The sequence below is a fragment of the Paraburkholderia graminis C4D1M genome (genome assembly GCF_000172415.1).
GTDB lineage: Bacteria > Pseudomonadota > Gammaproteobacteria > Burkholderiales > Burkholderiaceae > Paraburkholderia > Paraburkholderia graminis.
The window spans coordinates 105,878-127,420 of the sequence record NZ_ABLD01000009.1 but is presented as its reverse complement, the minus strand read 5'-3'; the positions used below and the strand labels follow the sequence as shown (position 1 = coordinate 127,420).

At 62.7% G+C, this 21,543-nt stretch carries 19 protein-coding genes and 1 pseudogene; 7 read left to right on the top strand and 13 right to left on the bottom strand.

From position 1 onward, the window contains the following. Nucleotides 1-22: 22 nt before the first annotated feature. Nucleotides 23-571 carry a peptide-methionine (S)-S-oxide reductase MsrA gene (msrA, locus tag BGRAMDRAFT_RS16990; RefSeq protein ID WP_006050027.1) on the bottom strand — a complete coding sequence of 183 codons (549 nt, stop codon included), beginning with the start codon at nt 569-571 and terminating at the stop codon, nt 23-25. 257 nt (nt 572-828) lie between these two features. On the opposite strand from msrA, the gene BGRAMDRAFT_RS16985 reads away from it, so the two are divergent. Further along, nucleotides 829-1,338 (top strand): flavin reductase family protein, encoded by a 510-nt coding sequence (locus tag BGRAMDRAFT_RS16985; protein ID WP_006050026.1) that lies wholly within the window; start codon nt 829-831, stop codon nt 1,336-1,338. 63 nt (nt 1,339-1,401) lie between these two features. Here BGRAMDRAFT_RS16985 and BGRAMDRAFT_RS16980 read toward each other — a convergent pair whose 3' ends face one another. After that, nucleotides 1,402-1,917, bottom strand: coding sequence for an Lrp/AsnC family transcriptional regulator (locus BGRAMDRAFT_RS16980; RefSeq protein WP_006050025.1), 516 nt, complete (start codon nt 1,915-1,917; stop codon nt 1,402-1,404). A gap of 129 nt (nt 1,918-2,046) precedes the next feature. Between BGRAMDRAFT_RS16980 and kynB the strand changes: the two genes are divergently transcribed. The 3 genes from kynB to kynA are packed head-to-tail and all read left to right on the top strand — an operon-like array spanning nt 2,047 to nt 4,927. Then, the gene (gene kynB / locus BGRAMDRAFT_RS16975) at nt 2,047-2,685 is read left to right on the top strand and encodes an arylformamidase (protein ID WP_006050024.1); all 639 of its coding nucleotides are present in this window, start codon (nt 2,047-2,049) and stop codon (nt 2,683-2,685) included. A 36-nt stretch (nt 2,686-2,721) separates the two neighbouring features. Then, the gene (gene kynU, locus BGRAMDRAFT_RS16970; protein WP_006050023.1) at nt 2,722-3,972 is read left to right on the top strand and encodes a kynureninase; all 1,251 of its coding nucleotides are present in this window, start codon (nt 2,722-2,724) and stop codon (nt 3,970-3,972) included. Nucleotides 3,973-3,982: 10 nt separating this feature from the next. Then, on the top strand, nt 3,983-4,927 hold the full coding sequence (gene kynA, locus BGRAMDRAFT_RS16965) for a tryptophan 2,3-dioxygenase (protein WP_006050022.1): 945 nt from the start codon (nt 3,983-3,985) through the stop codon (nt 4,925-4,927). A gap of 97 nt (nt 4,928-5,024) precedes the next feature. On the opposite strand, the gene BGRAMDRAFT_RS16960 is transcribed toward kynA, so the two are convergent. From BGRAMDRAFT_RS16960 to BGRAMDRAFT_RS16930, 7 genes are all read right to left on the bottom strand, one after another. Continuing rightward, the gene (locus BGRAMDRAFT_RS16960) at nt 5,025-5,762 is read right to left on the bottom strand and encodes an SDR family oxidoreductase (protein WP_006050021.1); all 738 of its coding nucleotides are present in this window, start codon (nt 5,760-5,762) and stop codon (nt 5,025-5,027) included. After that, entirely contained in the window at nt 5,759-7,303 is a 1,545-nt protein-coding gene (locus tag BGRAMDRAFT_RS16955; protein WP_006050020.1) for an FGGY-family carbohydrate kinase, read from the bottom strand. Before BGRAMDRAFT_RS16955 ends, BGRAMDRAFT_RS16960 begins: the two co-directional genes overlap by 4 nt. Before the next feature lie 45 nt (nt 7,304-7,348). Continuing rightward, entirely contained in the window at nt 7,349-8,446 is a 1,098-nt protein-coding gene (locus tag BGRAMDRAFT_RS16950) for an erythritol/L-threitol dehydrogenase (RefSeq protein ID WP_006050019.1), read from the bottom strand. A gap of 43 nt (nt 8,447-8,489) precedes the next feature. After that, nucleotides 8,490-9,497, bottom strand: coding sequence for an ABC transporter permease (locus BGRAMDRAFT_RS16945; RefSeq protein ID WP_006050018.1), 1,008 nt, complete (start codon nt 9,495-9,497; stop codon nt 8,490-8,492). Then, complete coding sequence (locus BGRAMDRAFT_RS16940; protein ID WP_006050017.1) at nt 9,484-11,004, bottom strand: sugar ABC transporter ATP-binding protein; 1,521 nt, start codon at nt 11,002-11,004, stop codon at nt 9,484-9,486. Before BGRAMDRAFT_RS16940 ends, BGRAMDRAFT_RS16945 begins: the two co-directional genes overlap by 14 nt. Before the next feature lie 71 nt (nt 11,005-11,075). Then, the gene (locus tag BGRAMDRAFT_RS16935) at nt 11,076-12,023 is read right to left on the bottom strand and encodes an ABC transporter substrate-binding protein (protein WP_006050016.1); all 948 of its coding nucleotides are present in this window, start codon (nt 12,021-12,023) and stop codon (nt 11,076-11,078) included. Between the two features lie 122 nt (nt 12,024-12,145). Continuing rightward, a complete protein-coding gene (locus tag BGRAMDRAFT_RS16930; protein ID WP_006050015.1) occupies nt 12,146-13,138 on the bottom strand; it encodes an AraC family transcriptional regulator in 993 nt (330 codons plus the stop codon). Between the two features lie 386 nt (nt 13,139-13,524). On the opposite strand from BGRAMDRAFT_RS16930, the gene dalD reads away from it, so the two are divergent. The 3 genes from dalD to BGRAMDRAFT_RS16915 all read left to right on the top strand — a co-directional run bounded on the left by dalD (nt 13,525) and on the right by BGRAMDRAFT_RS16915 (nt 17,604). After that, on the top strand, nt 13,525-14,937 hold the full coding sequence (dalD, locus tag BGRAMDRAFT_RS16925; protein WP_006050014.1) for a D-arabinitol 4-dehydrogenase: 1,413 nt from the start codon (nt 13,525-13,527) through the stop codon (nt 14,935-14,937). Nucleotides 14,938-15,051: 114 nt separating this feature from the next. Next, complete coding sequence (gene xylB, locus BGRAMDRAFT_RS16920; protein WP_006050013.1) at nt 15,052-16,533, top strand: xylulokinase; 1,482 nt, start codon at nt 15,052-15,054, stop codon at nt 16,531-16,533. Nucleotides 16,534-16,656: 123 nt separating this feature from the next. Beyond that, on the top strand, nt 16,657-17,604 hold the full coding sequence (locus tag BGRAMDRAFT_RS16915) for a sugar-binding transcriptional regulator (RefSeq protein ID WP_029968136.1): 948 nt from the start codon (nt 16,657-16,659) through the stop codon (nt 17,602-17,604). 32 nt (nt 17,605-17,636) lie between these two features. Here the strand turns inward: BGRAMDRAFT_RS16915 and BGRAMDRAFT_RS16910 are convergent. The 4 genes and pseudogenes from BGRAMDRAFT_RS16910 to BGRAMDRAFT_RS16895 all read right to left on the bottom strand — a co-directional run bounded on the left by BGRAMDRAFT_RS16910 (nt 17,637) and on the right by BGRAMDRAFT_RS16895 (nt 21,314). Further along, a pseudogene (locus tag BGRAMDRAFT_RS16910) lies at nt 17,637-18,747 on the bottom strand (ABC transporter ATP-binding protein). 61 nt (nt 18,748-18,808) lie between these two features. Beyond that, nucleotides 18,809-19,510 carry an HAD family hydrolase gene (locus BGRAMDRAFT_RS16905; protein WP_006050009.1) on the bottom strand — a complete coding sequence of 234 codons (702 nt, stop codon included), beginning with the start codon at nt 19,508-19,510 and terminating at the stop codon, nt 18,809-18,811. Continuing rightward, entirely contained in the window at nt 19,507-20,382 is an 876-nt protein-coding gene (locus BGRAMDRAFT_RS16900; protein WP_006050008.1) for a carbohydrate ABC transporter permease, read from the bottom strand. The genes BGRAMDRAFT_RS16905 and BGRAMDRAFT_RS16900 overlap by 4 nt, the downstream gene beginning before the upstream one ends. After that, complete coding sequence (locus BGRAMDRAFT_RS16895; RefSeq protein ID WP_006050007.1) at nt 20,379-21,314, bottom strand: carbohydrate ABC transporter permease; 936 nt, start codon at nt 21,312-21,314, stop codon at nt 20,379-20,381. Before BGRAMDRAFT_RS16895 ends, BGRAMDRAFT_RS16900 begins: the two co-directional genes overlap by 4 nt. Nucleotides 21,315-21,543: the final 229 nt, after the last annotated feature.

Below are 21,543 nucleotides of genomic sequence, written 5' to 3'. Positions count from 1 at the left end.
CGCCGACCCGCGCCGGCCCGCCTCAACCCGCCTTGATCCGATGCGCAAATTTCTGCCGGAACTTGGCCACCTTCGGCGCGACCACGAACGAGCAATAGCCTTGCTCCGGATGCTGCGCGAAATAATTCTGATGATAGGCCTCGGCAGGCCAGTAGTTGCCGTCGAGCGGCAACACCTGCGTGACGATCTGGCCGTCGTGAATGCCCTGCTCGCCGATTTCGCGGATCACCTGCAAAGCGGCTTCACGCTGCGCGTCGGAATGCGTGAAGATGACCGAGCGGTATTGCGGGCCGACATCGTTACCTTGCCGGTTCAACTGCGTGGGATCGTGGATCGCGAAGAAGATTTCGAGGATCTCGCCGTAGCTGATCTTCGACGGATCGAACTCGACCTTCACCACTTCCGCGTGCCCCGTCGCGCCGTCGCACACCTGCTCGTAGGTCGGACGCTGCGTGTGGCCGCCCGCATAGCCCGACTCCACCGAGTTGACGCCGTCGACGCCCAGATAAACCGCTTCGAGGCACCAGAAACACCCGCCACCCAAGGTGGCGACTTCGCCTGTCTGACTCATGCTGCATGCTCCTTCTCACTCGTGATCGGCCGATGCCGCATTCGCTTTGCCGCAACGCCCATGCCATCGGCGGTAGCGTTCCAGCTTAGCGGGTTTTGCGATGCGCCGGTTGCGTCGCGGTCAGTGCACCGCGATTGCAGTTAAAATTGGGGCAAATCGACGATTTTCACTATGACTTTCGAATCAACTGTTTCCCGCCGTGCGCGCGAGAGCTTCGGCGCGGCTTCCGGCCGCCACGCATCGGCGGCTTGCGCGCAATGAAGCACGCCAGCCCGCCCAACTTCGACCAGCCGGCCTTCAGGCAGGCGCTCAGCCAGTTCGCTACGGGCGTCACCGTCATCACGACGCGTGCGCCGTCCGGCCAGTTGATCGGCATCACCGCCAGCTCGTTCAATTCGGTTTCGCTCGAGCCGCCGCTCGTGCTGTGGAGTCTCGCCACGCGCTCGGCGTCGATGTCGGTGTTCCGCGCGAACAGCCACTACGTCGTCAACGTGCTGGCGGCGTCGCAACTCGATCTATGCAAGCGCTTCGCCACGGTGAAGGGCGACCGCTTCGAAGGCGTATCGCACGCGGCGGGCGACAGCGGTATGCCGGTGCTCGACGGCGCGCTCGCGTGGTTCGAATGCCATAACCGCAGCCGTTACGAAGAAGGCGATCACGTGATTTTCGTCGGCGAGGTGGAGCGCTGCGGCGTGCACGAGAATGCCGCCGACATGGCGCCGCTCGTTTTCCAGAACGGCCAGTTCCACGGCCTCAAGTCGTTGTAAGCGCACGCGGCGCTTGCAACGGCCCTTGCCAGGGCCAGGCCGGCGCTGCGCGCAGAGGGCGCCTCAGCGATCGTTGTGCGGCGCGCCGTGGGTGTTGTTGCGCGTGACCAGCGAAACCGGCACGCCCGAATCTTCCTTCAAGGTCTGCAGCACGATATTCGAACGAATATCCAGCACGCCCGGCGCCTTATAGAGACGCTGCAACACAAAATCCGAATAGTGCTTGAGGTTGTGCGCGAGAACGCGCAGCAGATAGTGCGTCTCGCCCGTCACGACAAAAGCGCCGACCACTTCCGGCCAGTCGCGCAGCGCTTCAGCGAAGCGCTCGTGCCAATTCTGCTGTTCATTGCGCATCGACACCTGAACGAACGCCTCCAGCTCGAAGCCCAGCACTTCGCGGTTCAGACACGCGCGATAGTGCTCGATGACGCCCTGTTCTTCCAGTAGACGCAAGCGCCGCAGACACGCCGACGGCGACAGCGAGATGCGCTCCGCGAGATCGAGATTGCTGATTCGTCCTTCCTGCTGAAGCACCGTCAAGATACGGCAATCGGTGGCGTCGAGCGAGATCGCGTTCATATTCGGTCTCCCTTTCCCATTTAACTCAAATTATGTTCCAAGACCGGGCTTAGAAGGAGATTTTTTCGCAATCACATTTCGCGGCTGGCCACCTATCATTCCGTATAGACCTCCACCTTCCATGCGGACATGCAAACACTCTGGGACATCACCCCCGCCGTCGATACGGCGACGCCCGTCTGGCCAGGCGACACGCCCGTCGGCATCGAGCGCGTCTGGCGGATGGAGGCCGGCTCGCCCGTCAACGTCGCGCGGCTGACGCTCTCGCCGCATACCGGCGCGCACACGGACGCGCCTCTGCACTACGACGCGGAGGGCGCCGCAATCGGCCAAGTGCCGCTCGACGCCTATCTCGGACGATGCCGCGTGATTCATTGCATCGGCGCGTCGCCTGTTGTCACGCCACAACATCTGCGTGACTCGTTGGGCGGGTTGCCGCCGCGAGTCTTACTGCGCACTTACAGAAACGCGCCGACCGCGGCGTGGGACAGCGGCTTCTGCGCCGTCGCGCCCGAAACGATCGACCTGCTCGCGGCCAACGGCGTGAAGCTGATCGGCATCGACACGCCGTCGCTCGACCCGCAGGAATCGAAGACGATGGACGCGCATCACCGTATTCGCGCGCACGGCATGGCGATTCTCGAGGGCATCGTGCTCGACGACGTCGCGCCCGGCGATTACGAACTGATCGCGCTGCCGCTCAAGCTGACCACGCTCGACGCGAGCCCCGTGCGCGCGGTCCTGCGCGCGCTGCCCGACGCGCACTGACTTCCAATCCGCAATACGCGAACGAACGAGACCACCATGAATCATCGCGAAGAAGCCTTGGCGCTCGACAGCGCCGACCCGCTCGCGACACTGCGCGACCAGTTCGCGCTGTCGTCGACCACTATCTACCTCGACGGCAATTCGCTCGGCGTGCCGCCGGCCGCCGCCGCGCAACGCGCGCAAACCGTGATCGCCGCCGAATGGGGCGAGGGTTTGATCCGCAGCTGGAACGCGGCGGGCTGGTTCGCGCTGCCGCGTCGCTTGGGCAATAAACTCGCGCCGCTGATCGGCGCCGCCGAGGACGAAGTCGTCGTCACCGATACGATTTCGATCAACCTCTTCAAGGTGCTGTCCGCCGCACTGCGGCTCGCCGACGCGCGCGACCCGAAGCGGCGCGTGATCGTGTCCGAGCGTTCGAATTTTCCGTCCGACCTGTACATCGCGCAGGGCGTGATCGAGCAGCTCGACCGCGGCTATGAACTGCGTCTCGTCGACGACCCGTCGGAGCTGCCCGAAGCAATCGGCGACGACACCGCGATCGCGATGATCACGCATGTGAACTACCGCACCGGCTACATGCACGACATGGCCGCGCTGACGAAGCTGATTCACGACAAGGGCGCGCTCGCGCTGTGGGACCTCGCGCATTCGGCGGGCGCGGTGCCGGTCGACCTGAACGGCGTCGGCGCCGACTACGCAGTCGGCTGCACGTACAAGTACCTGAACGGCGGTCCGGGCTCGCCTGCCTTCGTGTGGGTGCCGAAGCGCCATCAGAATAACTTTGCGCAGCCGCTGTCCGGCTGGTGGGGACATGCCGCGCCGTTCGAGATGAACCCGACGTATCGGCCGGATCAGGGCGTCGGCCGCTATTTGTGCGGCACGCAGCCGATGGTGTCGATGGCGCTCGTCGAATGCGGGCTCGACGTGTTTCTGCAGACCGACATGCAGGCGATTCGCCGCAAGTCGCTGGCGCTGACCGATCTCTTTATCGAACTCGTCGAAGCGCGTTGCAGCGAATTTCCGTTGAAGCTCGTCACGCCGCGCGCACACTCGCAGCGCGGCTCGCATGCGAGCTTCGAGCATCCGCATGGCTATGAGGTGATGCAGGCGTTGATCGCGCGTGGGGTGATCGGCGATTATCGCGAGCCGCATGTGCTGCGCTTCGGCTTTACGCCGCTTTATACGCGCTTCGTGGATGTATGGGACGCCGTCGAAACCTTGCGCGACGTGCTCGCACGCGAGACCTGGCGCGCGCCGGAATTTGCCGCGCGCGGCGCCGTGACCTGAGGAGCGCACGATGAACGATCACATGCAAACGCCGGGCTTGCCCGAAGAAAAGCCCGCGCAAGGTTGCCCGTTCGGTCATGGGAGCGCTGCGTCCGCCGACGCTGCGACTGCTGCTACGAACGCTTCTTCAGCCGAGGATGGCTGGCACGACGCGCAGCTCGACTTCTCCGGCTCGATGAGTTACGGCGATTATCTGTCGCTCGGGACGGTGCTGAATGCGCAGCATCCGTTGTCGCCCGATCACAACGAGATGCTGTTCATCATTCAGCATCAGACCAGCGAATTGTGGATGAAGCTCGCGCTGTACGAGTTGCGCGCCGCGCTCGACGCCGTGCATCGCGACGAGTTGCCGCCGGCGTTCAAGATGCTCGCGCGCGTCTCGCGGATCATGGAGCAGCTCGTGCAGGCCTGGAGCGTGCTCGCGACAATGACGCCGTCCGAATACACGGCGATGCGGCCTTACCTGGGCAGCTCGTCGGGGTTTCAGTCTTATCAGTACCGGCAGATCGAGTTTCTGCTCGGCAACAAGAACGAGCAGATGCTCAAGCCGCATGCGCATCGTGCCGATGTGCTTGCGGAGGTGAAGGCGTCACTGGAAGCGCCGTCGTTCTACGACGAAGTGGTGAAGCTGCTTGCGCGTCGCGGCTTTGCGATTTCGCCGTCGCGGCTCGCGCGCGACTGGACGCAGCCCACGGTTCACGATGCTTCCGTCGAAGCGGCCTGGCTAGAGGTGTATCGCAATCCTTCGCAGCATTGGGAGTTGTACGAGATGGCCGAGGAACTGGTCGATCTCGAGGACGCTTTCCGGCAGTGGCGGTTCCGGCACGTTACTACCGTCGAGAGGATTATCGGCTTCAAGCAGGGGACGGGCGGGACCAGTGGCGCGCCTTATCTGCGCAAGATGCTCGATGTGGTTTTGTTTCCTGAGCTTTGGCATGTCAGGACGGTGTTGTAGGGACGAGCTGCGGCGAGTTTTTGTCTAACCCGCTTCGCTCGTTAGTGACAAGACAGTCATGTCTCGAGCGGCGCCGCACGCGCTGCAGCAGTAAATGTCACCGCGCCACAAATCCCCCATCAACCGCCAGCGAAACCCCACTCACCATAGAAGCCGCATCGCTCAACAAGAACGCCACCACCGAAGCCACTTCAACCGCCTCGGCAAACCTCCCAAGCGGAATAGCCTTAAGTGCAGGCTCGCGCTTGACAGGATCGCTCCACGCCTGCACGGCCATCGGCGTCAGCGTAACAGTCGGATTCACACTATTCACACGAATCCCAAACGGTCCCAACTCGATGCACAAAGCCCGCGTGATCGCATCGAGCGCGGCCTTCGAAGCCGAATAGCTCAGGTGATCGTCAAGCGCGACAAGCGCCGCCTGACTCGAAACGTTCACGATACTGCCGGCCCGCTTCGCGTCGATCATCCCTCGCGCCACATGCTTCGCCACCAGCGCCGCGCCGCGCGCGTTCACCGCCATCACGCGGTCGAAACTCGCGGCCGTTGTCTCCACCGCGCGTTCGAGCAACGCAATGCCCGCGCAATTCACCAGACCGTCGAAAGCACCGAGCGATAGAAACGCTTCGTCGATTGCGGCTTCGTCGCTGACGTCGAGCTTCAACGGCTCGCAGCCGGTCTCCTCGGCGAGACGCGCAAGCTCGTTCGCATTGCGTGCCGCCGCGACGACATCGGCACCGCTCGCGCACAACATCTCGACCGTCGCGCGCCCTATTCCACTCGAGGCGCCCGTCACGAATATCGAGCGGCCGGAAAAATCGAAAGTAGCATTCATGATGTTTGCAAGCGATGCATGACCGGCTTCAATGCCGGATACAGGTCTTTATAGATGCCGAAGCGCTCTTCGTAACGCGCCATTCGCGCGGCGTCCGGTTGTGCGCGCTCGATCAGCGTGATCCAGCCGCCCTGCGCCGCCTCGCGCGAAATCAGCCCGACGCCGAGCGCGGCGAGCAACGCGGCGCCCATCGCCGCCTCCACTTCCTGCTCGATCGTATAGACCGGATAGCCGGTGATGTCGGCGATGATCTGCATCCACAAGTCCGAATGCGCGGCGCCGCCGACCACGATCAGCTTGTCCTCCAACGACTGCGCTCCCTGGCGTCCGGCCTCGATGTTGTGCTTCAACGCAAACGACACGCCCTCGAGCACCGCGCGATACAAGTGCGCCCGCGTATGAAAAAGGCTCAGGCCGACGAACGCGCCGCTCGCCTTGGCGTCCCACACGGGGCTGCGTTCGCCCATCAGATAAGGCAAAAACATCACGCCATCCGATCCCGCCGGCACTTTCGATGCATTGTCTTCGAGCAGACGATGGGGATCGCCATGCGGCGTCGCGCGCGCGGCTTCCATTTCGGCATGACAGAACTGATCGCGATACCACGTCACTGACGCGCCCGCGGTAATCGCGCCGCCGAACACATAGATGTCGCGCTGCCCGTTGAAAACGTGAGGCATGCTGATCAATCCGTGGCGCGCATCGACCGTCTGATTGACGTAGCCCCAGCACATGCTCGTGCCGATCATCGCGACATGTTGCCCTGCTCGGCTCACGCCCGCGGCGAATGTCGCGACCGCGGCGTCCACGCCGCCCGCCACAATCGACGTGCCTGCCGCGAGTCCGAGCTGCCCGCTCCATTGCGACAGCAAGCCGCCGACCACTTCCGATGAATCGACGAGCCGCTCCGGCATCATCGTCGCGGGAATGCCGAGCATGTCGAGCGCCTCGTCGGACCAGTCGCGCTGCGCAATATCGTAGATGCCGCCGATGTTGCCCGCCGAGCTGTGATCGACCGCGACTTCGCCCGTCAGCATGTAGATCACATACGCGTTCGGCGGCAGGAAGTAACGCGTTTGCGCCCATACGTCGGGCTCGTGATCGCGCAGCCACAGCATCTTCGTGTAGCCGTAGTAGCTGTCCACGCCATTGCCGGTGATCGCGTACAGCCGCTCGAGGTCGACGTTGCGGTGCACCCATTCGACCTGATCGGTTGCGCGCCGGTCCATCCATATCAGACACGGATAAAGCGGCCGCATCTCGCTATCCACAGGAATGCCCGAGCCGCCATACAGGCTGCTCACGCACACGGCCTTGATGGAATCCGCCGCGACGCCCGCCTGTTTCGCCTTCTGCACGCACGCGGCAATGCATTCGGTGACCGCCTTGAACCACACCGCCGGCCATTGCTCGGCCCATAGAGGCTTCGGCGTATCCGGCTGATAGCTCGACGCGTGTTGCGCAACGATAGCGCCGTGCCGATCAACCAGCAGCGCCTTCGTGCTCTGCGTGCCGATGTCGACGCCGATGACGTATTCCATACAGTCTCCGTTGTTGTAGCGCTGCGCTTCAGTAGATGCCGGCGCTTACGCGCGCGGCTTCATCAGCACCTTGATCGAATCCAGCGAATCGGCGACCTTGATCGCCTCGTCCCATTCTTCCAGAGAAAAGCCGTGTGTGACGATGCCTTTCGACGTCACGAGTCCGCGCGCGAGCAGATCGATTGCAATCGGATAGCAATACGGTCCGAGGTGCGCGCCGCGTACATCGAGTTCCTTGCGGTCGCCGATCACCGACCAGTCGAGTGTCGTATCCGCGCCGAACACGGAGAACTCGACGAAGCGCCCGAGCTTGCGGATCAGATCCATGCCCTGATTGACGCCGACCGGCGCGCCGGTCGTTTCAATATAGACGTCGCAGCCGTAGCCGTCAGTGAGCGAATGGATGATCGCGAGCGCGTCGTCCTGTTTCGGGTTGATCGTCACGTCCGCGCCATACTCGCGCGCGAGTGCGAGGCGCTCTTCCACCAGATCTATCACGACGAGTTTCTTCGGCGTTTTCAGATGCGCGACTTGCGTCATCATCAAACCGAGCGGACCCGCGCCTGCAATCACGACGACGTCATCCAACTGCACATCGCCGCGATTGACCGTGTGAATCGCGCACGCCAGCGGTTCGATGATAGCGGCGTCTTCGAGTGAAATGCCGTCCGGAATCTTGTGAACGATGGCGGTCGGCGGAATACGCATGTACTCGGCCATGCCGCCGTCGGCGACTTCACGCTGAAAGCCGAAGATGTTGTGCACTTCGCACATCCAGTACTGGCCGGATTTGCAATAACGGCACTTGCCGCAAGGCACGATCTGCTCGGCGATCACGCGGTCGCCGATCTTCACGCCGAAATGTTCTGCCGCGCCTTCGCCGAGTTCCTGCACGAAGCCGAAGAACTCGTGCCCCGGAATCACCGGCGCTTTAACCCACGGACTCGGCCCGCCCCAGAACATCTTCGCGCCCGAATGGCATTTGCAATCGCTCGCGCAGATCCCGCATGCGGCGATGCGAATCACCAGTTCATGCGCTCGCGCGCGCGGCTTCGCTACCTGTTCGACGCGATAGTCTTTCGGTGCGTGGCAGACAATCGCCGTCATGTCCTGCTTGTCGGATGGAGTGAATTCATTCGTCATTGCATGGTCCTGCCGGAAGTGAAAATCAATGGAGAAGAAAGCGTTACTTTCTGCGGTCACGGCTGATGTAAATCGCGAGCAGAATGATTCCGCCTTTGATCACGTTCTGCACATACGGATTCACGCCGACCATGTTGAGTCCGTTGTTCAGCACACCGAGCAGCAGCGCGCCGATCAACGTGCCGATAATCGAACCGCGTCCGCCGGAGATCGACGTGCCGCCCATCACGACGGCCGCGATGGCGTCGAGTTCGAAGCCCACGCCCGCATTCGGCTGGCCGCTCATCAAACGCGCGGTCAACACGATGGCGGCAAACGAAGACGTCAAACCTGCAATCGTGTAGACGATCAGCTTCACGCGCGCGACGCGCACGCCCGACAGACGCGTCGCCTGTTCATTGCCGCCAATCGCGTACACGTAGCGGCCAAACGGCATGCGTTCGAGCAGCACCCACGCGATCACATAGATCACCGCCATGATCACGACGGGCGCCTGAATGCCGAGAATCTTGCCGCTGCCGAAGAAGCTGACCCACTCGGGCAAGCCGTCGATCGGATAGCCGCCGGTGTAAATCAGCGCGAGGCCGCGCGCGATGCCCATCGTCGCGAGCGTGACGATGATCGGCGGCATGCCGGCGAACGCGACGAAGAACCCGTTGGCCGCGCCGAAGCCGAGACCCACCGCAACGCCAACCGCCAACGCGGCAACTGCGTTCATGCCGGCCACCATCAGTCCCGCGGCGAGCGTGCCCGAAAGCGCCATCACCGAGCCGACCGACAGATCGATGCCGCCCGTGAGAATCACGCACGTCATGCCGACGGCGATGATCGCGTTGATCGACACCTGGCGCAGCACGTTCTCGATGTTCGCGCCGGAGAGAAAGCTGTCGCTCGCGAACACCATCACGATGCAAACCACGAGCAAACCGACGAACGGATAGAAGAGCGTCGAGCGCTTCAACGCGGCCCAGGTGAAGCGCACGGGTGCGCCGGGCGTATTGCCGCTGACGCTCGACGTTTTCGGCGGCGAAGAGGGATTAGGCGTGTTCATGCAGGGCTCCACGAGTGCCGGCGGTTGCATAGGTCATCACGGCGTTCGAGTCGATCTGATCGCCTTCGAGCAGCGCTTCGATGCGGCCTTGCCGGAACACGGCGACGCGGTCGCACATGCCCACGATCTCCGGCAGTTCCGACGAAATCATGATGATCGAATAGCCGCGCGCGGTGAGTTCGCGCATCAGCAGATAGATTTCCGCCTTCGCGCCGACGTCGATGCCGCGCGTCGGTTCGTCGAAGATGAGGATGTTGGTGTGGTGGTTCAGCCAGCGCGCGATCACGACTTTCTGCTGGTTGCCGCCCGACAGCGTGGCGACTTCCGTATGCATGGTCGGCGCTTTCACGCCGACGCGTTTCATGATGTCGGCGGTGGCGCGCGCTTCGCTGCGCTGATCGATAAAAAATCGCAGCGAGCGGTATTTGCCGAGGTTATTGATCGAGATGTTCTGCTTGATCGAGAAGTCCGTAATCAGCCCTTCCGTTTTGCGGCTTTCAGGAAGAATGCCGACGCCCGCGCGCAACGCATCCGCCGGGTCCGACAGTTTCGCGGCCTCGCCGTTGATGCGAATCTCCTTCGCATAGGCCGCGTCCGCGCCGATCACGGCGAGCGCGGTCTCGGTGCGGCCCGAACCGACCAGTCCCGCGAAACCGAGAATCTCGCCTTCGCGCAGCGTGAATTGCAGCACCGGGCTGTCTTTATGCAACTGCAGCTTCTGTACGTCCAGCACGATCTTCGCGTCGGAGCACAGCGGCGGCTTCGGCGGAAAACTGTTTTCGATGCGGCGTCCCACCATCATCTCGACAAGCCGGCTCACGTCGGACTGCGCGACATCGGTCATGCCGACATACTGACCGTCGCGCAGCACGGTGATGCGGTCGCAGACCTCGAAGATTTCTTCCAGGTGATGCGAGATGAAAATCATCGCCACGCCCTGCTTTTTCAGGTCGCGCATGATGGCAAAGAGATGCTCGGCTTCGGCGGGCGTGAGTGTCGCGGTCGGTTCGTCAAGAATAAGAATGCGCGCTTCGAGCGACAACGCCTTGCCGATCTCGACGAACTGCTGCTGCGCAACCGACAGTTCACGAATCGGCACGGACAGATCAATCGACACGCCGAGCCGCGCGAATATATCGGCCGCCGCGCGCCGCATCTTGCCGCGTTCGAGCAGGCCCAGGCCGTTCTTCATTTCGCGGCCGAGAAAGATGTTCTCCACTGCATTCAAGTACGGAATCAGGCTGAATTCCTGAAACACGATGCCGACGCCCGCAGCGACCGCGTCGTGATAATTCGCAAAGTGCCGCGGCTCGCCGTCGATCGTGATCGCGCCTTCGTCCGGCTGATAAATGCCGCACAGAATCTTCATCAGCGTCGACTTGCCCGCGCCGTTTTCGCCGAGCAGCGCGTGGATTTCGCCGCGCGCAATCTCCAGGTGAATGCCTTGCAGCGCCTTCACGCCGGGAAAGCTTTTGCTGATGTTCTCGAGTTTCAATATCGTGTCCATCGGGTGCTCCATCACTGCCCGCCGCCGTGTTTACATCGACCACCGCAAACACAGCGCGGCGGGCATTGGGCTTACCAGCTAAAACCCTTCGCGTTGCTCTTGTCGATCATCTTCACGTCGACCGGAATCGCTTTCGGCACATTGGCGCCCCACTTCTTCGCATACGCGATGCCGAGTGCAATGCGCACCTGGTCGGCAGGAAACTGCGCTGACGTCTCGATGAATTTCGAATTCGGCTTTTGAATCGCGGCAATCGCTTCGGGTGCGCCGTCGACGCTCGTCAGCTTGATGTCCTTACCCGATGACTCAATTGCGGAGAGCGCGCCCATCGATCCACCGTCGTTCACGCTGAAGATGCCCTTCAGGTTCGGATGCGCCTGAATCATGTTCTCGGTGACGGACAGTGCGGTCGCGCGTTCCTGCTTGCCGTTCTGCGTATCCACGAGCTTGACGCCCGGCGCCTTCGCAAGCGCCGCCTTGCAGCCGCGCACGCGTTCGAGAATCGGCACGACCGGAATGCCGTCGAGAATCGCCACTTCGCCGCTGCCGCCAATCGACTTGGCGAGGTACTCGCAGGCTATCTGTCCCGCGTCGAAGTTCTTCGAGCCGACGAACGAATCGACGGGACCGTTCGCGTTCGCGTCCACTGCGACCACCACCACGCCCGCTTTTTTCGCCGACGTCACCGCCGATTGAATGCCCGTCGAATCGGTCGGATTCACGAGCAGAATGTCGATCTTCTTTTGCAGCATGTCTTCGACGTCGCTCACCTGTTTGCTCACGTCGTGATGCGCGTCGGTGACGACCACCGTTGCACCGGTCGACGCAGCGGCGTCGTTCAACGCCTTCTGCATCGTCACGAAATATGGATTGTTCAGTTCCTGAAACGTCATGCCGATCTTCAGCGGTGCGGCCTGCGCGGCAGGCGCGGCGATCAGCGCGAGGCCGAATGCGAGGCTCGCGAAAGTCTTCAACGATGCCTGTTGGATGATGGATTGCGTCACGAGGGTTTGCGTCATGGTTGTCTCCGTTTTTGAAGTGAGCACGTCCGTCACGCTGTCGGCGGACAGCGCGATACGTGTTGAAACGCGGGTGAAACAAAGCGCCTTGCAGAAAAGCGCGGCGGTGAAATACGCAGAGGCTACGTCGGTGGATAGGTTGACGGATAAGCAGCGGCGGCAGGACGCGGCAAGCCTGGCGCGAGCACGATGGCGGGCGCGTCGTCGACGCCCCTTCCGCGCGCGGCCGCTTCTTCCGAAGCATCGCGGCTCGCGTCGTTCAATTGCTGATAGCGGCGAAACTTCGAAGGCGCCATGCCCTTCACCGCGAGAAACTGCCGGTTGAAATTCGACAGGTTGTTAAAGCCCGCCTTGAAGCAGATGTCGGTCACGCTCAGCTCGCTATCGGTCAGCAACTGGCAAGCGAGATTGATGCGCATGCGGTTCACGTACTGCACGAACGGCAGGCCCGTGTGCCGGCGGAAATAACGCGAAAACGCACTCACACTTTGGCCGGCCAGTTGCGCGAGATCCGATTCGCGCAAATCGTTCGCGAGGTTCTTGCCGATATACGAAAGCACATGGTTGATGCGCGTCGACGCGAAGCCCGTCGGATCGGCCTGATACGCGGGACTCGCGAGCGTCTCGCGGTCTTCGGCGCTCATAAGGATTTCGAGCATCGACATGAAGAGCACGAGGCGGCGCAATCCCCGCGCGCCCAATAGTTCGAGAAAAAGCGGCTGAATCGCCGCACTCGTGCGCGCGCCGAACGACACGCCGCGGCGCGAGTCCGCAAGGAGCGCCTCCACCTGACGCCACTCGGGAAAGCTCTCAAGACAACTCGACACGAACTCCTGGCCGAACTGCACGACGAGATTGCGCTGCGCGATGTTCTCGCCTTCGGGCACATCGCTCACCCAGTTATGCGGCAGGTTCGGACCCATCAACACGAGATTGCCGGGCGCGAAGCTGCTGATGTGATCGCCGACGAACATCTTCCCGGTCGTCGCCACGATCAGATGAATCTCGTACTCGGGATGAAAGTGCCAGCGTACCGTGCGATACGGATAGCCGTGCGACCACACTTTGAACGACTCGTCGCGGCGTACGGCCACGATCTCCAGATCGGGTTGCACTGTCTGCCTCCATGGAGCGGCTCAAGGGAGATGCCGCTCGTCTTCGTCTTGTATAGCGAAAAGTAGTCTTGAAACGCGCGCGCCACCACTAAAAATGAAACCGCGTACCGATACTTTTTTGCATTCGGGTAAGTCCCGACGCGCCGAAGGTCAAGAATGATGCAATGCAAAAGAGCCGATGAAGCGCGCCACGAAGCATGTATCGACGCGATTCGTGATGCGTTGCAGCCTTGGCCCGCCGCGCCGCGCCACGAAAACATCCTGTGGCCGCCTTGACTTTCGTTTCAGCGGGTACGATCATTCGCTCACATACAGAGCAAATGCTCTAACGACCAATAAATGCGCGCGACAAGCCGCGCAACAGCCCAGACAGATGGAGACGCACAATGAGCAGCGGGCAAGGCAGCGGCGAGGCCGCACAGGTGATCCTGCATATCGGCGCGGGGTCGTTTCATCGCGCGCATCAGGCGTGGTATCTCCATAGATTGAACGAAGCGAAGCTGCCGGGCGAACCGCATTGGTCGCTCACCGTCGGTAATATTCGCAGCGACATGAATGCGGTGCTCGAAGCACTGGCCGCGCAAGACGGCGTCTATACGCTCGAGACCGTCACGCCGCAAGGCGAGCGCGCTTACGAGACGATCCGCTCGATCGAGCGCGTGCTGCCGTGGACGCAAAGCCTCGACACGCTGATCGAAGCGGGCGCCGATCCCGCGTGCAAGATCATTGCGTTCACCGTCACCGAAGGCGGCTATTACCTCGACGAACACGACCAGCTCGACACCGCGAATCCCGATCTCGCAACCGATCTCAAAGGTGGACACACGACCATCTACGGCGCGCTGGCGGCCATTCTCGACGCGCGCATGAAAGCCGGCGCGGGCCCCGTCACGCTGCAAACGTGCGACAACCTGCGCCGCAACGGCGAGCGTTTCCATGCGGGCATGAGCGCGTTTCTCGAACTGCGCGGCGCGGACGAACTCGCGCAGTGGTTCGACGACAACACCGCGTGCCCGAGTTCGATGGTCGACCGCATCACGCCGCGTCCGACGCCGGACGTGCGCGAACGCGTGAAGGCCGCAACCGGTGTCGACGACGCATGCCCGGTGATGGGCGAAGCGTTTATCCAATGGGTGATCGAAGAGCACTTCATCGCCGGGCGTCCCGCGTGGGAGAAAGTCGGCGCGGAGCTGGTCGACTCCGTGCTGCCCTATGAAGAAGCGAAGATCCGCATTCTCAACGCGACGCATAGCTGCATTGCGTGGGCGGGCACGCTCGTCGGTCTCGACTACATTCACGAAGGCACGCACGACGCCGACATCCGCCAGTTCGCGTTCGATTACGTGACGCAGGATGTGATCCCCTGTCTCTCGCCGAGTCCGCTCGATCTCGAACGCTATCGCGATGTCGTGCTCGAGCGCTTCGGCAATCCTTATATCCAGGACACGAACCAGCGCGTCGCGGCGGACGGCTTCTCCAAACTGCCTGGCTTCATCGCGCCGACGCTCGCCGAATGTTTCGAGCGAGGCGTCACGCCCGCGGCCACCGCGATGCTGCCCGCGCTGTTCTTCCGCTTCCTCGAACGCTGGCAGACGGGCACGCTGCCCTACACGTATCAGGACGGCGTGATGGACGAGCGCGTCGCGCGCGGCTTCTTCGCGGCGCCCGATCCGTTGCAGGCGTTCGCCGCCGACCGTCTGCTGTGGGGCAGCATGGCCGCGACGCAGGAGCTCGAATCGGCGCTGGCCGGCGCCCTCGCGCGCGTCGACGTGTGGCTCGCAAAACGCGGTCAGGCGTAAGCCGCGCCGCAAAAACACCAGCCGGATTCGCGCGGTGCCAGGCTTAATGCGCATGGCACCGCGCGCGGCGTGCGGCTAAAGTAGCGCATCTCCAACGACGAAGGTTTCGCGCCCATGTATCTCGGCATCGACCTCGGCACGTCCGAAGTGAAAGTCCTGCTGCTCGCGTCGACGGGACGCGTGATCGGCACCGCCGGCTCGCCATTCACCGTTTCGCGCCCGCATCAGCGCTGGGCCGAGCAGAATCCCGAAGACTGGTGGACGGGCACGCAAAGCGCGCTCGCCGCACTGCGCGCGAAGCATCCCGACGAGTTCGCGCAGATTCGCGGCATCGGCCTGTCCGGGCAGATGCACGGCGCGGTGCTGCTCGACGCGGAGAACCGCGTGCTGCGGCCCGCGATCCTGTGGAACGACATGCGCAGCGACAAGGAGTGCGCCGAGCTCACGGAGCGCGCGCCCGATTTGCATAGCGTGGCCGGCAATCTTGCGATGCCCGGTTTCACCGCGCCGAAGCTGCTGTGGGTCGCGCGTCACGAACCGGACATCTTTGCGCGCACCGCCTGCGTGCTGCTGCCGAAAGACTACTTGCGTCTGCAACTCACCGGCGGCAAGGTGTCCGATCCATCGGATGCGGCCGGCACGTTGTGGCTCGATGTCGCGAAACGCGACTGGTCCGATTCGCTGCTCGCCGCCTGCAACATGACGCGCGCGCAGATGCCGGCGCTCGCCGAAGGCAGCGCGCCGTCCGGCACATTGCTGCCCGAGGTCGCGCGCGAACTGGGCTTGAGCGACGGCGTGATCGTCGCGGCCGGCGGCGGCGACAATGCGACGAGTGCCATCGGCATCGGCGCGACGCAGCCGGGCGACGGCTTCGTGTCGCTCGGCACGTCGGGCGTGTTGTGCGTGGTGGGCGACAGCTTCCGGCCGAATCCCGCGTCCGCTGTCCACGCGTTCTGCCACGCGATTCCCGACCGCTGGCATCAGATGAGCGTGGTGCTCTCCGCGGCGAGCTGTTTGCGCTGGGTCTGCAAGCTGACCTCGACCGACGAACCCACGCTGCTCGCCGAAATCGAAGCGCTGCCCGCGGATGCGCTCAACACCGCGCCGCTCTTCTTGCCGTATCTGTCGGGCGAACGCACGCCGCACAACGACCCCTACGCGCAGGGCGTTTTCTTCGGCATGAATCACGCGACGGATCGCGCGTTGCTCGGCTACGCGGTGCTCGAAGGTGTGACGCTCGCGCTCACCGACGGCCTCGACGCACTGCGCGCGGCCGGCACCGAAGCGAAAGCGTTCTCGCTGTTAGGCGGCGGCGCGCGCAGCGACTACTGGGCGCAACTGCTCGCCGACGCGCTCGACACCGCGACGCGCAAGCACGGCGGCGGCGAGACGGGCGCGGCGCTCGGCGCGGCGCGCCTCGGCTGGCTCGCAGCGGGCGGCGATCCGGCGATCGTGCTCGCCAAACCGCCGATCGAAAAAGAGTTCACGCCGAACGCGCGCCGTCATGCCGAATTGCGCGCGCGGCTCGACGCTTATCGTGCGCTGTACCGTCATGTGCGGCCGCTCTTCGACTCCGCTCGCGAGCGGCTCATCTAGGCGCTCATCCAGGCGCATAGCAACGCAGCGCAAACCGCAGCCGGCCGTGCCGCCATGCATCGTGATGCATCGGCATGCATGAACCGGCTGCTATCATCGGCGCCCCTCAAGCGGATCGTCACCGTGCCCAAGTCCACAGAAAAATTAGACCTTGCTACTCGCGCCGCGTGGCTTTACTACGTCGCGGGCAATACGCAGAACGAGATCGCCGAGAAGCTCCAGGTGTCGCGCCCGGTTGCGCAGCGGCTCGTCGCGTTCGCGGTGGAAAAGAACCTGATCCGCGTGCGCGTCGATCATCAACTGGCGGACTGCCTGTCGCTTGCGGACCAATTGTCCAAACGCTATGGCCTGTCGATGTGCGAAGTCGTGCCCATCGACAGCGACACGCCCGAGGAAGTCGACCGCAAACTCGCGGTAGCCGGCGCGCAGGTGATGGAGCGTTACCTCACGGAAGAAAAACCGATGGTGGTCGCCGTCAGCAGCGGCCGGACGCTCAAAGCCGCGGTCGACCAGATCGCGCAGCTAGACCGTCCGCAGCATCGGTTGGTATCGATGGTCGGAGCGATCGCCCAGGACGGCTCCTCGAACCGCTATGACGTCGCGCTGCACATTTCGGAGAAGACGGGCGGCAAGCATTTTCTGCTGCCCGCGCCGTTGATCGCCGATAGCGAGGCCGAACGTGCACAGTGGTGCAATCACCGGCTGTATCGGATCGTCGAATCGTTGTCGGCCGAGGCGGATGTCGCGTTTGTCGGCATCGGCAATATCGGGCCGAAATGCCCGCTGCACGAAGACGGCTTTATTACGTCGGCGGAAGTAAAAGAGCTGGTGCAAGGCGGTGCGGTGGCGGAAATGCTCGGACTGCCAATTAATGCCGCCGGCGCGCGTGTCGAGTCGCCCACAGGCCGGCGCGTGACCAGCATTTCAATCGACTCGCCGCCGCAGCGGCCCACCATTGGCTTCGCGGGCGGCAAGCGCAAGCGCGAGGCGCTGATCGCCGTGCTCAAGGGCGGCTGGCTGTCGGGGCTCGTCACCGATGAGCTGTGCGCGCGCGCGGCGCTGGAGGCGTGAAGCGGCGCACGCCCCCTTCTAGCGGGTAGAACTCAGGCCGCCAGCACTTCGACGATCTTGCGCTGGAACGCCTTACCGTCGCTATCGAACAGATGACAATGCTCGGGCGTCGCGCCGAGCTTCTGCGTCTCGCCCTTCGCATGCCGTTCGAGCGGCGGAATGCGCGCGATCAAACCATCCGGCGCCACGCTCGACTCCGCATACAGATACGCGGCGTCGCCGAGCGATTCGACGGCCATCGTGCGGGCCGACACGCCGTCATCCGTCATGCCGACATGCAGATGCTCGGGACGAATGCCGACCGTCACCTTGTCGCCCTGCTTCACCGAAGCCGGTTCAACAGCGACGCGCTGCGTCTCGCCGGTTTCATAGCGCACCGTCACGCCGTCGTGCGTGACCGACTGCACCACGCCTTCCATGAAATTCATTTTCGGCGAACCGATAAAGCCCGCGACAAAACGATTGGCCGGCGCGTGATACAGCATTGTCGGACTGCCCACCTGTTCGAGATTGCCTGCGGACAGGACGACGATCTTGTCCGCAAGCGTCATCGCTTCGACCTGATCGTGCGTCACGTAGATCATCGTGGTCTTCAGTTCGTCATGCAGACGCGCGAATTCGAGGCGCATCTTCACGCCGCAGAGCGGCGTCGAGATTCGACAGCGGTTCGTCGAACAGAAAGACCTTCGGCTTACGCGTGATCGCGCGGCCAATCGCAACGCGCTGACGCTGGCCGCCCGAAAGCTGTTTCGGCTTGCGATCGAGCAGGTGATCGATATGCAGAATCTTCGCCGCATTGCGCACGGCCGCGTCGATCTCAGGCTTCTTCGTGCCCGCGAGTTTCAGGCCGAACGCCATGTTGTCGTACAGCGTCATGTGCGGATACAGCGCGTACGACTGAAACACCATCGCGATGCCGCGCTTTGCGGGCGGCACATCGTTCATGCGTGTCCCGTCGATGGTGAGATCGCCGGCGCTGATGTCTTCGAGGCCGGCGATCATCCGCATCAGGGTCGATTTACCGCAGCCGCTCGGGCCGACGAACACGACGAACTCGCCGTCCGCGATGTCGAGGTTGATGTCGCGCATCACCTCGGTGTCGTCGTAAGCCTTCCGGATATTGCGCAGAGTTACGCTTGCCATGATGTGTCTCCGTGTAATGCTTGCGTGTTGCTTGTGTGGTGCTATTGCGTTGCTTGTGCGTTCAAGGCGCCGCAGCCGTTGCACTCAGCGTCCATTGCGCGACGAGTTCCGGCAACTGCTGCATGTCGTCGAATACATGACGCGCGCCGGCTTTATGCAGCTTGTCGATCTGCGCATCGCTTGCATGGCCGCCGCCGATAAAGCCAAGCACCGTCATGCCCGCCGCGTTTGCGGCCGTGACGCCGGTTACGCTGTCTTCCACCACGAGGCACGCCGACGGCGCGAGCCGCAAACCCTGCGCCGCCGCGAGATAAACGTCGGGCGCGGGCTTCGGATTGGCGACGCTGTCGGCGCAAAAGAGGCGATCGCCGAAGAACCGCACGAGGCCCGTGCGAGCCAGAACCGTCTCCACATAAGGCCGAAAACTGTTGCTCGCGCAGCCCTTCACGAGCGGCACTTGCGCGAGCGCCTGCTCGATGCCTTCCACTGCCGGCGCCTGCATCGCGGCGGCTTCGACAGAACGGCGAATCGCGTCGATGTCGTCGAGGCCGAGGCTCTTGCCGAGCTGCATCGCCGTGCCCGTCAGCACGCTTTCGATGCGTAGACCGAGCAGCGGCAGCACGACCGGTTCGACATTCGCGCCGGGCCAGCGCGCCTCGAGTTCCTGCACGAGCATGCGCGCGGCCACCGCTTCGCTGTCGATCAACACACCGTCGCAATCGCAGATCAGCGCGAGATTTGCTGCACGCGTGTCTGCCGTCATTTGACCGCCCCGAACGTGAGGCCGCGCACGAGCTGCTTCTGCGACAACCAGCCGACGATCAGAATCGGCGCCACGGCAAGCAGCGAAGCCGCGGACAGCTTGGCCCAGAAGAGCCCTTCCGGACTCGAATACGATGCGATGAACACAGTCAGCGGCGCGGCATTGGAACTGGACAGATTGATGCTCCAGAATGCTTCGTTCCACGAAAGAATCACGAGCAGCAGCGCGGTGGAAGCAAGCCCCGGCAGCGCCATCGGCATCAGCAGATAGACGATTTCCTGCCACGTCGCCGCGCCGTCGATGCGTCCTGCCTCGAGAATATCGCGCGGAATTTCAGCGAAGTACGTGAACGACATCCACACCGCGATCGGCAGATTGATCAGCGTGTAGACGATCACGAGACCCGACACGGTATCGAGCAGGCCGCTGTTTTTCCACAGCAGATAGATCGGCACGAGCACGCCGACGGACGGCATCATCTTCGTCGACAGCATCCACAGCAGAACTTTTTGCGTGCGGCGCGTCGGGAAAAAGGCCATCGCATACGCGGCGGGCACGGCCAGAATCAGGCACAGCACGGTGACGCCGACCGAGATCAGAATCGAATTCCACGCGAACGAAAAGTAGTTGCTGCGCGCAAACACTTCGCGAAAGCTGTCGAACGTCGGCGTGAAAAATAGCGACGACGAATACGCCTGCTGCTCGGTCTTGAATGCGGTGATCGTCATCCAGAAGATCGGGAAAAACAGCAGCAATGCGACGAGCCAGGCGAGCACGCCGGGAATTGCGCGGCGGATCGTATCGAACGGCGACTTGGCATGCACGGTGACGGGCGCCGTGGTCGACGCCGGAGTAGAGGCAACGTGGCTCATTTTTCGTACTCCCCTTTGAGGTTCTTCGCGAGCATGCGCACGAGGAAGAACGACACGATGTTGGCCAGCACGACAGCGAGAATGCCGCCCGCCGATGCGAGACCGACGTCGAACTGTTGCAGGCCGAGCGAATAGATCAGGTACGACAGATTAGTGGTCGCGGTGCCCGGACCGCCGCCCGTCGTTGTATAGATTTCCGCGAAGATCGACAGCAGGAAAATCGTCTCCATCATCACGACCACGGCAATCGCGCGTTTCAGATGCGGCAGCGTGATGTAGAAGAACATCGCGAACGGGCCTGCACCGTCAATGCGCGCCGCTTCTTTCTGCTCCTGATCGAGCGACTGGATGGCCGTGAACAGAATCAGAAACGCGAACGGCAGCCATTGCCACGCGACGATCATGATGACCGCGGTCAACGGATATTCGGCGAACCAGTCGATCGGTTGCAGGCCGATTGCGCGCATGCCGCTCGCAATCAGGCCATACACGGGATGCAAGATCATGTTCTTCCAGATCAGCGCGCTCACCGTCGGCATCACGAAGAACGGCGCGATTGCAAGCAGCCGCGCAACGCCCTGGCCGTAGAACTTGCGATCGAACAGAATCGCCATTAGCACGCCACCCACCACCGTGATCACCAGCACCGCCACGATCAATTGCAGCGTATGACCAATCGACGGACCGAACGACGGGTCACTGGCAAGATACTGATAATTGTCGAAGCCGGCGAAACCCTTCAGGTCCGGGTTCAGCAGGTTGTAGCGCGAGAACGAAAACCAGATCGTCATCGCGAGCGGAATCGTCATCCACAGCAACAGAACCGCGACCGACGGCGACACGAGCCAGCGCGCCGAATTGGCTTTGCGGACTTCGCGTTCTTTTTCTGTCTGAGGATGGGCATGCATGAGAGGCAGGCGCAGAGGACGCATGATTGACCACCTGTTCGGTAATGCGCGGGCGGCACGAGCCGCATGAATCGCCATGTCGCTTTTGATGCGAGGACAAAACGGCGTGACGGCTTAGTGCGGCCGTGACGGCCCGCTGTACTGCGTGAGCCGGCTGACGGGCGTCAGCCGGCGCGTGCCACAGGGCTTGTTTCCGTGCTTCGGTTCCGTGCTTCGGTTCCGTGCTTCGGTTCCGTGCTTCGGTTCCGTGGTT